Origin of the sequence: Polynucleobacter sp. KF022, from assembly GCF_027924105.1 — a bacterium.
In the GTDB taxonomy this organism is placed as follows: domain Bacteria; phylum Pseudomonadota; class Gammaproteobacteria; order Burkholderiales; family Burkholderiaceae; genus Polynucleobacter.
On sequence record NZ_AP026972.1, the window covers coordinates 667,843 to 681,239 of the forward strand.

The 13,397-nt window shown below is 46.1% G+C and carries 11 protein-coding genes; 7 read left to right on the plus strand and 4 right to left on the minus strand.

The features are described from left to right. Nucleotides 1–74 precede the first annotated feature (74 nt). Nucleotides 75–3,050, plus strand: a complete 2,976-nt coding sequence (locus PKF022_RS03550; protein ID WP_281777243.1) for a PD-(D/E)XK nuclease family protein — start codon at nucleotides 75–77, stop codon at nucleotides 3,048–3,050. Continuing rightward, complete coding sequence (locus PKF022_RS03555; protein WP_281777244.1) at nucleotides 3,047–6,580, plus strand: UvrD-helicase domain-containing protein; 3,534 nt, start codon at nucleotides 3,047–3,049, stop codon at nucleotides 6,578–6,580. Before PKF022_RS03550 ends, PKF022_RS03555 begins: the two co-directional genes overlap by 4 nt. A 17-nt stretch (nucleotides 6,581–6,597) precedes the next feature. On the opposite strand, the gene PKF022_RS03560 is transcribed toward PKF022_RS03555, so the two are convergent. The 3 genes from PKF022_RS03560 to PKF022_RS03570 form a co-directional block, all read right to left on the minus strand. Continuing rightward, on the minus strand, nucleotides 6,598–6,792 hold the full coding sequence (locus PKF022_RS03560; protein ID WP_281777245.1) for a hypothetical protein: 195 nt from the start codon (nucleotides 6,790–6,792) through the stop codon (nucleotides 6,598–6,600). 322 nt (nucleotides 6,793–7,114) lie between these two features. Further along, complete coding sequence (locus tag PKF022_RS03565) at nucleotides 7,115–8,077, minus strand: tripartite tricarboxylate transporter substrate binding protein (RefSeq protein ID WP_281777246.1); 963 nt, start codon at nucleotides 8,075–8,077, stop codon at nucleotides 7,115–7,117. Next, nucleotides 8,074–9,141, minus strand: coding sequence for a tartrate dehydrogenase (locus PKF022_RS03570; protein WP_281777247.1), 1,068 nt, complete (start codon nucleotides 9,139–9,141; stop codon nucleotides 8,074–8,076). The genes PKF022_RS03565 and PKF022_RS03570 overlap by 4 nt, the downstream gene beginning before the upstream one ends. 229 nt (nucleotides 9,142–9,370) lie before the next feature. On the opposite strand from PKF022_RS03570, the gene umuD reads away from it, so the two are divergent. From umuD to PKF022_RS03595, 5 genes are all read left to right on the plus strand, one after another. Further along, nucleotides 9,371–9,871, plus strand: coding sequence for a translesion error-prone DNA polymerase V autoproteolytic subunit (gene umuD, locus PKF022_RS03575; RefSeq protein ID WP_281777248.1), 501 nt, complete (start codon nucleotides 9,371–9,373; stop codon nucleotides 9,869–9,871). A gap of 1 nt (nucleotide 9,872) precedes the next feature. Continuing rightward, a complete protein-coding gene (locus PKF022_RS03580; RefSeq protein ID WP_281777249.1) occupies nucleotides 9,873–11,198 on the plus strand; it encodes a Y-family DNA polymerase in 1,326 nt (441 codons plus the stop codon). A 62-nt stretch (nucleotides 11,199–11,260) separates the two neighbouring features. Next, nucleotides 11,261–11,404, plus strand: coding sequence for a hypothetical protein (locus PKF022_RS03585; protein ID WP_281777250.1), 144 nt, complete (start codon nucleotides 11,261–11,263; stop codon nucleotides 11,402–11,404). 160 nt (nucleotides 11,405–11,564) lie between these two features. Continuing rightward, complete coding sequence (locus PKF022_RS03590; protein ID WP_068321073.1) at nucleotides 11,565–12,107, plus strand: TIGR00645 family protein; 543 nt, start codon at nucleotides 11,565–11,567, stop codon at nucleotides 12,105–12,107. A 29-nt stretch (nucleotides 12,108–12,136) separates the two neighbouring features. After that, nucleotides 12,137–12,487 (plus strand): YkgJ family cysteine cluster protein, encoded by a 351-nt coding sequence (locus PKF022_RS03595; protein WP_281777251.1) that lies wholly within the window; start codon nucleotides 12,137–12,139, stop codon nucleotides 12,485–12,487. On the opposite strand, the gene PKF022_RS03600 is transcribed toward PKF022_RS03595, so the two are convergent. Then, nucleotides 12,480–13,139 (minus strand): DUF3820 family protein, encoded by a 660-nt coding sequence (locus PKF022_RS03600; protein ID WP_281777252.1) that lies wholly within the window; start codon nucleotides 13,137–13,139, stop codon nucleotides 12,480–12,482. The genes PKF022_RS03595 and PKF022_RS03600 overlap by 8 nt on opposite strands. Nucleotides 13,140–13,397: the final 258 nt, after the last annotated feature.

The following is a 13,397-nucleotide window of genomic DNA, read 5'->3' on the forward strand; positions in this document are numbered from 1 at the left end:
TTAATTATGGCGTTACAACGCTTATATTAGCAATAAGCGGAACGTTCTGCTCAAAATAGATAAATACACACTTCATGTCTCAGCCTTTTCCTGCCCTTTCTGACCAAAAGCAGCCGCATGCTTGGGCAATTACGCCTAATAGCCAAGCGCTCACCCAATTGGCAAAAGGCATCTGGGATTGTGCAGTGCAAACTAATCAGCGCCCCTTAGTGGTACTCAGTACTGCTGGTCCCCTCATCGGGGTTAGGGCAGCGCTAGAACAAAACCGACCGAAAGACTTACCAAGCGGTATTGCCTTCTTGCCCCAAGTCATTAGTTTTACGGATTGGCTAGAAGCAGCACCAGGCGCATGGAAATTTCCAAAGAAGCAAACAGATTTGGAAAGATGGCTCGCTGTTTATGCCACTTTGCGTAAACATAAAAATTTACAAACGTGGTTTAAGGCAGAGACTGAATCTGGCGCCTGGGGTTTGGCCCAAGCGATTGTGAAGGCGTGTGACACCTTATCAACAGCGGTGAGTCCGCAACTACAAAAACAGATTCATGAATTCATTCAGAAAAATCAAAAAGAAACAAGCAATCTTGGCGAGCTTTGCCTCAGTGAGGCGCAAGCATTATTAGATAGCACTGTTGCCAAAGTCTATTCAGGTATGGCGCGTAAAGTAGTGGATCAAGAGACTAAGGTCTTACTTGAGTTTTGGCGTTACACCGCAAGCGTGAGTGACCCTGCATTTCGCAATCAGTTTGCAATTGCCGCTCATCTCGAGGCGAGTAAGAATGCAAATTCAGCAAGGCCATTGATATGGGTGGAGACTGCCGATCCAACACCAATAGACCAAGAGATCATTGGTGCGCTGCTTAATGAGTATGCCCAGTACGCACAAGTAATAGATGTAAAGATGGATTGGCATGACTTGGGCTTGTGGCCTGAGTCTATTGGCGCTGAAGGTGGTGAACAAGCAAGGATTCAAGCGTTAGAAAATGTAAAACGCTCCCAAAGTAAGGGCTGGCGACTAATAGCTGCGAAACGTTTTGAAGAATTAGCATGGGCTGCTGCCAAAACAATTGAGCAACATCTCATTCATGGAAAAACTAATTTAGCATTGGTTGCGCAAGATCGTTTAGTGGCGAGAAGGGCGCGCGCATTACTTTCACGCCTTGGTCCAGCACTTAATATTCGTGATGAAACTGGTTGGAAGCTATCGACTACACGTGCGGCTGCAGCGCTTAATAGTTGGTTAGAACTCATTAGAGCCCCTAAAGATGGGCCGAGCTCAAAAACCTTGCTTGAGTTTTTACAGAATCCATTTTTAGATCTTGGCAAGATTCTGAATCGAGATGCGGAAGCCTGTATTGGGCTGATTGCAGAGCTTGAAGATATTTTAGTTGGCAGCAAAGCAGAGTCTGGTTGGAAAACCTTTCACCTGGCCATTGAGGGCGCGCAAGCGAATGCGGCAAAAACTTCTAGCGCAATGCCAAGCACAGCATTATTTGAGTTGTTGCAGTTTGCTCGAGAGCGTCATCATGAGTGGCTGACGCTTAAGGTTGATTGCAATAAGGCCTATCAGTTGTTGCAGGCTAATCTTCAAGCAGCTGGGATGGATAAAAGTCTTGAAAAAGACTCGGCCGGCAAGCAATTGCTGGAGGTGCTCAAGACATTTGACTTGAGTAAGACGCAATACCAACAAACCTCTATTCGTTTGAGTGAGTGGCTTAGTTTGCTTAAAACAGTTATTGAAGGGGCGAGCTATCAAGAAGCTGGTAAAGAAGCTAAAGCAACGCTGAGTATTTTGCCTTTGAGCTCTACACGTATGCGCGACTTTGAAGCAGTGGTTGTTGTAGGTTGCGACGAGCAGCAGTTGCCAGCTTATTCAGAGCCACCATTATTTTTCTCGGATGCGCTTAATCAGCTACTAAAGACCTCAACGATAGCGATGCAGTTTGTGCAGCAAGCCAGAGATCTTTCGCAATTACTAGTGTCATGCCCCAGTGTGGATTTACTCTGGCAAAGCAAAAGCAATAATGGAGAACCGCTCAGACCATCGGCTTGGATACAGCGTTTGCAAAATCAAATTAAGTGGGAAGCCATTCCAGCTCAATTGAAAAAACGCGCTTTTGAGGCAACGCCGATGGAAATGGCAGTTGCGCATTTTGATGAAGATCTGCCGATGCCGCTATCAATGAGCCCCAGTGCCTATAAGGCTCTGCGGGATTGCCCATATCGTTATTATGTGCGTAGTTTGTTGGGTTTGCGTAAGAACAAAGAATTTGATGAAGGCTTTGATGCTTCACTGGCAGGGCAAACTTTGCATAAGTTGCTCAAGCGTTTTTACCATGCGCTCAAAACCCATGAGCATACTAATCCATCACTTAAGGCTGACCCCGATCAAAGGCGTGCCTGGATGGAAAAAAGCTTAAATGACTATTCAGAACAAGAGTTCGCCGTATTGATTGAGGGTGATGCTAGGGTAATGGGTGCCTTAAGGGATTGGCAAAAACAAATTCCAAGTTTTGTGGATTGGCAGATTCAACGTGAGTTAGCGGGTTGGGAATATTTTGATGGTGAAGTCAAGGTTGGTTTTGATTTGCCATTTCAGGATGCTGACGGCAATATCAAAATGATTCGCATTGAAGGTTATGCTGATCGCTATGACGTCAATATAGATAACAGCAGGATTGCTTCAGTGATTGATTACAAAAATCAACGCTTTGACAGAGTCAAAGTTCGGGCTGAGCATGTCTTAGATGATCCTCAGCTATTAATCTATGCTCGGGCTGCAAATGAGGGTCAAGAAAGTCATAAGTTAACGGGGCATCAGGTTCAGCAGGCAGAGTGGGTGGCCTTGAAGGCTGATGTTTCTAAGGGCGAGCAAAAAGCACTGCGCAGCCAAGAAGTGGTAGATATGGCAGAAATGATGCAGCAGTTTTCTAAGCAGATTACAGAAGATGTAGAGCAGCTATGGGCCAAAAAGCCAATGCAAGCATTTGCGCCTGAAGGAGTTTGCCAATACTGCGAAGCAAGAGGCGTTTGCAGGAAGGGAATTTGGTGAGCGATCTAATTAATATGCTTCCAGCCAAGCAAACCTATTCAGAAAAGCTCGCTTGCGATCCCCATCGCTCGGTAATTGTTTCTGCTTGCGCAGGCAGCGGCAAGACTTGGTTATTGGTGGCGCGCATGGTTCGCCTATTGCTCGATGATGTGAAGCCGCAAGAAATTCTCGCACTTACATTTACACGTAAGGCTGCGCAAGAAATGCGTGACCGCCTATATGGGTTGCTGGAGCAATTTTCTAAAAGTGATGATGCCTCATTGATGAAAGAACTTACCGCTAGAGGTATGGAAGAGGTGCAAGCTGAAAAATACCTTCCTAAAGCCAGAGCGCTTTATGAGCAGGTCCTGGCAAACCCACAGCCGATTGTGATCGATACCTTTCATGGCTGGTTTGGCAGGTTACTAGGAGCAGCTCCAGTATCGCTTGGCATTCAGCCGGGGTTCATGTTACGTGAGGATGCTAAGCGACTCCAAGAAGAGTGTCTTGATGATTGGTGGGGCGATCTCACGCCAGAGCTCAAAGCGCATTATGACGTCTTGCTCAAATATTTAGGCTCTTATGAGACGCAAAAACTCTTAATGGGTAAAAGCAGCCTCTTTAAGCAAAGAGGTGCATGGACCTTCTTTGTGAAGCAATGTGATCAAACCGGCATCACGCCTTTAGAGCACCTAAAACAATCCCTGCATAAGTTGAATCTACCTAATCCATTGCTGGCTCAGTGGAGTGCACCTAATACGCTAGAGGATCTACAGTTCCTAGCGCGCTGTTTTCAAAATAGCAGCGTAAAAGATAGCGATCTTTTGCAATACTTGTTGCCGGCCATTGCCTGCAAAGAGCGTGCAGGCAATGTGATGGAAGTCGCAAGTCACTTTCAAACTACTTTCTTAACCAAAGAACCAAAATATCGTAGTAATAACGATAAAGCTTTGGGTGAGGCGAAGAAATATCTCGAGAAGATGGGTGAGTCTCATCGTATCGATGAGCACATCGCCATTAAGCAACATTGGGGTCATACTTTTGAGGAGTACCTCCAATGGCGAGCCGAGCAGGATGTATTTGCTATCAATGAGGCTTGGTTTGCCCTAAATCAATCCATGATGGCGCACGCGAATGCCCAAAAAGAAAATATGCGCGTGCGTGATTTTGATGATTTAGAGGTTGGCGTTAGTTTATTGATGGGGGAGCCTGAGCATGCAGCCTATCTGCAATCGCGCCTAGATGCAAAGTACAAACAAATTTTGGTAGATGAGTTCCAAGATACCAACCCATTGCAATGGCAAATTCTGCGAGCCTGGTTAGCAGGCTATAGCGTAGGCGATGAGAAGCCAAAAGTATTTATTGTGGGCGATCCTAAGCAGTCGATTTATCGCTTTCGTCGTGCTGATCCTAGGCTATTTGTGAGCGCAGCGCAGTTTTTACATCAACATCATGGTGCTGCTTATATTGAGCAGGATAAAACGCGTCGCAATGCTCATGAAATCAATAGGGTCGTGAATACTATCTTTCAGGGCGAGCAAGTGCCACCCGATTACCCATATACAGAGCAGCAAACCCTATGGACTACTCCGAATGAGGATAGGCCTACCGATGCTTATGCTGGGCGAGGTGAGATTTATTTATTACCTTTGATTCCTTATGCAGAGCAGACGCAGGAACCAAGAGAGGGTAGTGCTTTTGATGGTGCTATTGCCGATTCAAGTGAAACGGTTGGGGTGATTCAGCGTCAACGTGAGGGTGAATTGGTTGCGCGCCTCATTAAAGAAATTATTGCTACGCGTAAGGTGGCAGATAAAGAAGGTGGCAGGGAAATTTGGCGCGAGGCCAGGGCGAGTGATTTTCTGTTGCTGGTAAAGCGTCGTAAATATTTGCCTCAATACGAAAGAGCGCTGCGTGATGTAAAGCTTGCCTATGAAAGTCCACGTTTAGGCGGATTGCTTAATACTCTAGAGATTGATGACCTCATTGCCTTGCTGACTGTTTTGGTAACACCTCGTCATGACTTACCGCTAGCCCAAGTTCTGAGAAGTCCGATTTTTGGTTTTGCTGAAAAACAAATGCAGCAATTAGCAGTAGCGATGACATCTGGTCATTACCGCTCCTGGTGGGATGCGTTGCAAGATAGTAAAGATGCAAAGCTTCAAGGTGCGGCACGCTATCTTAAGCATTGGCATCTTTTGGGTGAGCGCTTACCGGTTCATGACCTGCTTGACCGTATTTATCAAGAGGGTGATGTGCGCCTCAAATATGCTGCAGTCTGTCAGGATCTCGATCGACCACAGGTCTTGGCAAACTTGGATGCCTTCTTAGAAGTGGCGCTTAATCAAGATGGGGGTCAATACCCAAGCTTGAGTCGTTTTATTCAGGAGATGAATACCAAGCGCCGTGGCGATGATGATGAAACCCCTGACGAGGGGGATGTCGATGCAGCAAGCGATGACAACCTAGTCGAAGTTGATGAAGAGAGTGAGATGTCAGAAGAAGATCGCCATAAGCGTGTGCGACTCATGACAATTCACGGTGCTAAAGGCTTGGAGTCGCCTTTTGTCATCATCCTAGACGCGAACAATACCGATACCAATGTTGACTACAGTGGCGTCTTAATTGATTGGGCGCCACAAGAAGAGAGCCCGTCTCATTTATCTCTGTTTACCTCTAAAACATTGACTAGCCCTCGCGCTGAGATCAATGAGGCTGAGAAGCTAATTGGTGAAAAAGAAAATTGGAATCTTTTGTACGTTGCCATGACTCGTGCTCGCCAAGGCCTATGGATTAGTGGTGATGCCCAAAAGCCCACTACCAATAATCCTAGTGGCTTAGATAAGACTTCTTGGTATGGCAAGGCAAGCAAGGTTGAGTTGTCTGTGTATCAGGTAGGCGAGCAAGTGGTAGCTACGGATGAGTTTGAGGTCATCAAACCTGCGCAAGAAAACGCGGTTGAGGATTTTGTCTTGGACTGGGACTCTGCGCAAGAAAGCCATACGCAAATGCTGTCTGACATCGAGAGTGGTGTGACGGTTGAAGTATTTGCGGGCGTGGATGAGCAGACAGGTAATCCTGATCCAGAAATCTTGGAAGAGGGTACAAACTTCCATAAGTTGCTAGAGTTCCTCACTCCCGATTCCAGTAATGAAACAAAACCACCTATGCCAAGCGAGCAGGAACTCATGAACTGGCTTAGTGTTGATCAGGACAGCGCAATCAAACTTATTACATACGTACAAAAAGTGCTTACAACCCCAGAGTTGAAACACTATCTGACATCAGGCGAGTGGGTGCAGGCTTGGAATGAGCTAGATATTACTAGTAAAGATGGCAAGAGCTATCGCATGGATCGCTTGGTGGAATTTGATGATCACTTAGCCATCATCGATTACAAGCTCACCATTCCAGAAGTGGGTAGTGATAAGTATGAAAAGTACCGCAAGCAATTGCAGGGCTACCAGGCCGAGCTCAAACGCATCAGAAAAGACAAGTCAAACAAGGCTTACTTGATTTCATCTAAGGGTGAGATGGTTGAGGTGAAGTAAGCGTCAAGGTGGAGATATCAGTGATTATCTTTAGATTTATTATTGATTAAGGTGCTATTGCTAGACACCGCCTTTGTTCTGCCACGAACTAATCGATGTTTAATTTCACTCCACTCTTCATCTGTCATGGGTAGGTTATCGGGGTCAGACAGAGCGGCCTTAGTGATTGCGGCATCTTCTGCGGCACTTGGTCTAATCAGTTTTTTCTTCATTGGCAGATTTTATTGAGGAGATTTTAGATATATTAGCGTACGAATATATCTAAAAAAATTAAGGGAATCCTAATAAATGAGGGCTTTGGAGGGGTATTAAGCACTATCATTGAGGCATGGAACGCTTCCCCATCATTCTCGAGCTTGTAGAAACTACACAACCTTGGCTTTTCCGAGTCAGCGTTTATCTGTCGAATGCCTTTCTGGATGACCCAGCAATACTGGCTTTTGCTTTTTGCTAAAACAGAAAGCAAGCACCCAATAAAAAACCACCGCTACGGTGGTTTTTTATTTGAAGCGCAGAAAAAGCTCAGAGTGAAATTTACTTAATCATTCCTGCATTCTTAGCATCATCCATGGCCTGAGCTGTTTTCTCTTTCATGAATGCTGGCATTTTTGCCAAAGGAATATCCACAATCACAAATCCAGAATCCTCAAGCTTCTTCTTGGTTTCAGGATCCGCATTGAGTTTTGCAAAGTAGTCAGACATTTTTTGCTGGAGCACTAGTGGGGTTGCTTTTGGTACAGCGACACCGCGATAAGCACCATCAACCCAGTTCAGACCCAATTCCTTGAAGGTGGGAACGTCTGGCAGGGCGGGGTTGCGCTTCTCGGTGGCAATGGCGAGCGTGCGTACCTTTCCTTTTTGTTGAATTGCTAAAGGCAAGTAACCCATGGCGCCATCAACGTGCATACCAATCAAAGCGGTAATCAAGTCACCGGTACCTTTAAAGGGAACGTAATTGATTTTGACGCCCGCTAATTTATTCAGACGCTCCACTGCCATATGGTTAGCAGAGAACTGCGCTGAACCCGCTAAAGACATTTTGCCCGGATCTTTCTTAGCTGCCGCAATAAATTCTTGATAGGTCTTGTAAGGGCTATCTGCAGAAACCATCAAGGCATCGGGAGTGAAGTGGTAGTAGTAGATCGCATTAATGTCTTCGGTCTTGTACTGAATGCCTTCCTGCAGTGGCTGCAAGATGGTGTGCGGAATATTGACGCCCACTACAGTTGCGCCATCAGCAGGATAGGTATTGAGTGCGCTCCACACTAAAGCGCCGCCCGCACCAGCGCGATTCATCACTACCATCGGCTGTTTGAACTTCTTGGCAGAAATATCAGCTTGATAACGCGCTACCAGGTCAGACTCGCCAGCAGGTGGGAAGGGGATGATGTACTGAATGGTTTTATCCGGAAAAGGCTGGGCACTTACGCCAGATAGCAACCCGAATGAAAGCAAGCAAGCACCTAGTATTCCACTTAGTAATTTAAAAAGCTTCATTTGGAGATCTCCTCGATAACTGCATTAGTAACATCACTCATCATGGCGGTGCCGCCTAAATCACGGGTGTGTAGCTTTGGATTGGCGGTTACTTTTTCGATCGCTGCCATGAGTTTTGCGCCGAGGGCTTTCTCACCCAAGAAGTCGAGCATCATGACGGCTGACCAGAAGGTACCAATCGGATTGGCAAGCCCTTTGCCCATGATGTCAAAAGCAGAACCATGAATCGGTTCAAACATCGATGGGTAACGACGCTCTGGATCCAGGTTGGCAGTCGGGGCAATACCTAAACTGCCAGCGAGTGCAGCTGCTAAATCGCTTAAGACGTCAGCATGCAAGTTAGTGGCAACAATGGTGTCTAAAGATTCGGGGCGGTTGACCATGCGCGCAGTAGCAGCATCAACCAACTCTTTATCCCAAGTGACATCCGGAAAGTCTTTAGCAACGATGTTGGCAATCTCATCCCACATCACCATGCCATGACGCTGGGCATTGGACTTGGTAATGACGGTGAGGTGCTTGCGAGGACGTGACTGCGCTAACTTAAAGGCAAAGCGCTGTACGCGCTCAACGCCAACACGGGTCATGATGCTCATATCGGAAGCGACTTCAATGGGATGGCCTTGGTGGGCTCTGCCGCCCACGCCAGAGTATTCGCCTTCGGAGTTCTCGCGCACGATCACCCAATCGAGTTGACCGGGTTTGCAATTGCGCAGTGGTGTTTCAATACCAGGAAGAATGCGAGTAGGGCGTACGTTGGCGTATTGATCAAAGCCCTGACAAATTTTTAAACGCAGACCCCACAAAGTAATGTGATCCGGAATCTTAGGATCACCAGCGGAGCCGAACAAGATAGCGTCTTTGGAACGCAAAGGTTCGAGACCATCGTCGGGCATCATGATGCCGTGCTTGCGGTAGTAATCGCCACCCCAAGCAAAGTGCTCAAACTCAAAAGCGACTTCAGGGTGTTTTTTGCTTAAGGCGTTTAATACCTTTTCGCATTCGGGAATAACTTCTTTACCAATGCCATCGCCCGGCACGGACGCAATCTTGTACGTCTTCATATGTCTCCTACTATTGTTTTTGTATGAGTTACTTAAGGCGTAACTTCTAGATCCATTATGCAATTCTTGGAGTCCAATGCAAGCTTGAGGCACTTGGGGTTTATGGCTAGAGAAGGAGTCTGAAAAGACCGGAAAAAGAGGGGGTGGGAGGCTCCCATAGCCCCAAAACAACAAAAATAAGGCCATTTTTGCGGTTTTTACATATACTGTATAAACATACAGTATATTAATGACTATGACGCAAGTAATGAACCCCACAAAAGTAACTCTAAGCCAGGCACCACAAGCCTTGGCGGGGCATTTTGCTGCTTATGAGCTTAAGCTCCTGAGTCACCGGATTTCAGCTGGATTCCCTAGTCCAGCAGCAGATTACGCTGAGGATGGTTTGGATTTGAACCATTACCTGGTTCAGAACAAGCCAGCCACCTTCATGTTCACCGTGAAGGGGGATTCGATGTTGGGCGCAGGCATTTGCGACGGCGATAAGGTGGTCGTTGATAAAGCACTCAAACCAAAACACAAAGACATTGTTGTGGCTGTCGTCGATGGTGAATACACCATGAAGCGCCTCTATCAATTGCGTGGTCGTATTGAGCTCCAACCAGAAAACCCCCATTACCAACCCATCACCTTTAATGAGGGTAGTGAGTTGCAAATCTGGGGTGTAGTTGTTGGAGTGGTTCGAAAGTACAGCAATGCCAGTACTAGATATAACAAAGAGGGCAAGTGAGATGAATCCCCATTCACAAACCACATCAAGCTCATCAAATTCACTCTTCGCCCTCGTCGATGTAAATAACTTCTACGTTTCTTGCGAGCGCGTATTCCAGCCTAAGCTAGAAGACGTGCCGATGGTGGTGCTCTCGAATAACGATGGCTGTGCTGTAGCGCGTAGCGCTGAAGTTAAAGCACTTGGCGTGAAGATGGGTACACCTTGGTTTCAGATGAAAGCTCTTGCCAAGAAGCATGGCATCCTGGCTCAATCATCCAACTACACGCTGTATGGGGATATGAGTAGCCGAGTAGTTCAGGTACTCAGAACATTTACACCTAACTTAGAGGTCTACAGCATCGATGAGAGCTTCTTGCAAATCGAAACTGTCCTCAAGCAATATCAAGACACCATTGAGTTGGGTCAGAAGATTAAAGAACAAGTCAAAGATACTACCGGCTTACCAGTTTGCGTAGGTATTGGCGCCAGCAAGACCTTAGCAAAGCTAGCCAATCACTTGGCTAAAAAGCACAAGCAGTTTTCTGGTGTATGCGATGTCAATGCTATGGCCAAAGAAGAGCTCTATCAGTGGATGAGTGAAACTGAAGTGGGTGAGGTTTGGGGCGTAGGTAAACAAATCGCCAAGAAACTCAAAGCCCAAAATATTCAAAGCGTATTTGATCTCTTGCAAGCTTCACCACAAGCCATGTGTCAGCAGTTTGGCGTAGTCATGGAGCGTCTTTGCTACGAACTACGTGGCACATCTTGCCTGCAGTTAGAGGAAGTGGCGCCAGCCAAACAACAAATCATTGCCTCACGTAGCTTTGGTAAGCCTGTCACTAGCGAAGCTGAGCTTGCGCAGTCGGTTGCCACTCATGTGGCCCGTGCAGCTGAAAAGCTCAGAGCGCAAAACAGCACTACGGGCGCGCTCACAGTATTTATCCAGACTAATCCGTTTAAGCAAAACGAACCGCAGCACCATCAAAGTGTCACGATTCCACTGGTAGACCCAACAGATAACACGCTGACACTAACGAATGCTGCGCTAGCAGGTCTGAAGCAAATCTACCAAGCGAGCTTTCGTTATAAGAAAGCAGGCGTCATTCTCAATTTGATTAGCGATAAGCCCACAGCCCAGCAATCCTTGTTTGACGATATCGAAACCAAAGGCAAATCTGCTCATCTCATGAAAGCAGTGGATGAAATCAATACGCGCTTTGGTAATGCGGCCATTAGATCCGCAGCTTCAGGAACCAATAGCGCTAAACAAGAGTGGCAAATGAGATCGGGTAATAGATCGCCGAACTATACGACCCGCTGGGATGAGTTGCCAGTGGCTAGGTAAAGAAATTCAGCAGCAAGTATTCACTAATAAGTAACACGCAACAACATATTAAGGAGAAACAAATGAACACAATCAACAACTTAATGAACAACTTTAACGGCATCTCATTGGCAGTGATCATGGTCCTGTCCTACTGCGCAGTGTTGAAAAACACAAAGCGTCATGATGTTGAAACAAAGCAGATCTTTAATCGTAAGTATCAGTAAAGAACATTGCGGTAGCAGCAAGTAGAGAATAAGCGGTAGGCAGAGGGGGAATAAGGAAATCACGGATTCCTTATTCCCTATTGCATATTAGGGGCGAGTAGATAATTCCCCTAGGGTTGTTAAGTCTTTAATACCCCTAAAAAGTGGTTAAGATTCGGATATGAATCCAGATAAAGAAACCTTCTTAGATAAAAAATTACGCCCCTTGCCGCGTTGGATATTTATGTCCCGCTGGTTGCAAGCACCACTCTATTTGGGATTGATTGTTGCCCAGGGTGTATATGTTTGGCAGTTCTGGATAGAGCTAGTCCACCTCATCACGATGATGGCAGATAAGTCGATGACTGAAACTGCCTTAATGTTAGTAGTTCTAGGTTTGATCGACGTCGTCATGATCTCCAATTTATTGGTGATGGTGATTGTGGGCGGCTGGGAGACTTTTGTTTCTCGTTTGGAATTGGAAAACCATCCCGATCAGCCTGAATGGCTCTCGCATGTAAACGCAGGAGTGCTCAAGGTAAAGCTGGCAACAGCCATTATTGGCATCTCATCGATCCATTTGCTCAAGACATTCATCAATGCGGCATCCTATGATGAAAAAACCTTGATGTGGCAAACCTTAATCCACATTACTTTTGTTCTATCGGCTGTAGCGATTGCCTATACCGAAAAAATAGTAACAGCAGCTCATAAGCCGCATTAATGGCCGAATAATTTTTTTCTCTCATTTAGATGGATTTAACAAATCCCTGTTTTGACTGTGGCATGTGTTGCCAGTATTTCCGGGTCAGTTTTTACCATGGAGAAATTGCTGGCAATGGTACGGGTACCGTTCCAGGGAACCTGACTACTAGAGTCTCTACACATTTGGCTTGCATGAAAGGCACGGAGAAGGGCAATGCACCATGCATCGCACTTCGCCATACCCAGGAAGATGGTTATCGCTGCTCTATCTACGAGCAGCGCTCGAGCTCGTGTAGATCATTTGATGTTCTCAATGAAGACGGAAGCATCAATGAGGTGTGTCAAAAACTACAGCAGATTGCAAAACAGAAAAAGCAGCAAGGATTGCCGGCTATTTAGCTTCTAATGCTTTGCGTAGATATTCCGAGACATTGTCTTGACGCAACATCCATTGCTTGTAGTCAGTAGGCATTTGGCTAATCAGTTCACCTTTATGTTTGCCATAGGGCATCACCTTCGGAATGCGTGCTTTCTCAGACATTTCCCAGAAGGCATCTAAAGAGATGGGATGAAGCTTATCAATGATTTGCCCCACAATCTTGGAGCAAATCCATACATCCGCTAATGCGCTGTGCGCGTTGCGTAATTGATCTCTAGCGGTATCGCGTTCGAAGTGATAGAGCAGGGCGCTTTGAGTATGGCTATCGAGCTCAGGCCAAAGGCTACGAGCAAGCGCCAAGGTGCAGATACGCTTCACTTCTGGTTTGCCAATGGCAATCCAATCAAAATCAATATTGTGACCAATTAAATATTTGGTGCCAGCAGGCAATCGGAAAGAGCTGCTTGCAGGGCAATTGACCAACTCTTCATCCATGATGTGGTGTGTAGCAAGAGCACCCAAGCTAATTGACTTACCAGGGTTGTAGCGCTGCACCCAAGGATTACCTACTTCAAATGGATTTAAGGAAGTGACGTCTAATGAAGCGGCTTCAATAATGACAGCATCGTTCTTATCAGTTGCTTCTACGTCAAAAATAATGGCTTGTGGCATAAGGTCTTTAGTAATGTTGTGTAGATGTATTGTGCCCTGTCTTCCGAACGGCTTACATCTAAATCATCCCAAATCCCTACTCGATCGGATCTGAAGGCGCTACGCTGAACTCTTCTATATAGAGGAGGGCTTGCTTTGCGAGTGTCAATTGAGTGTTCTCATAAGCAATTACAACTATTTAGAATTTCTTTGGACGCACGAACTGTCCTGGTTTTGCTCATTATTTGGATGATTTGGGGGATTTTCAGGATTCTGAAG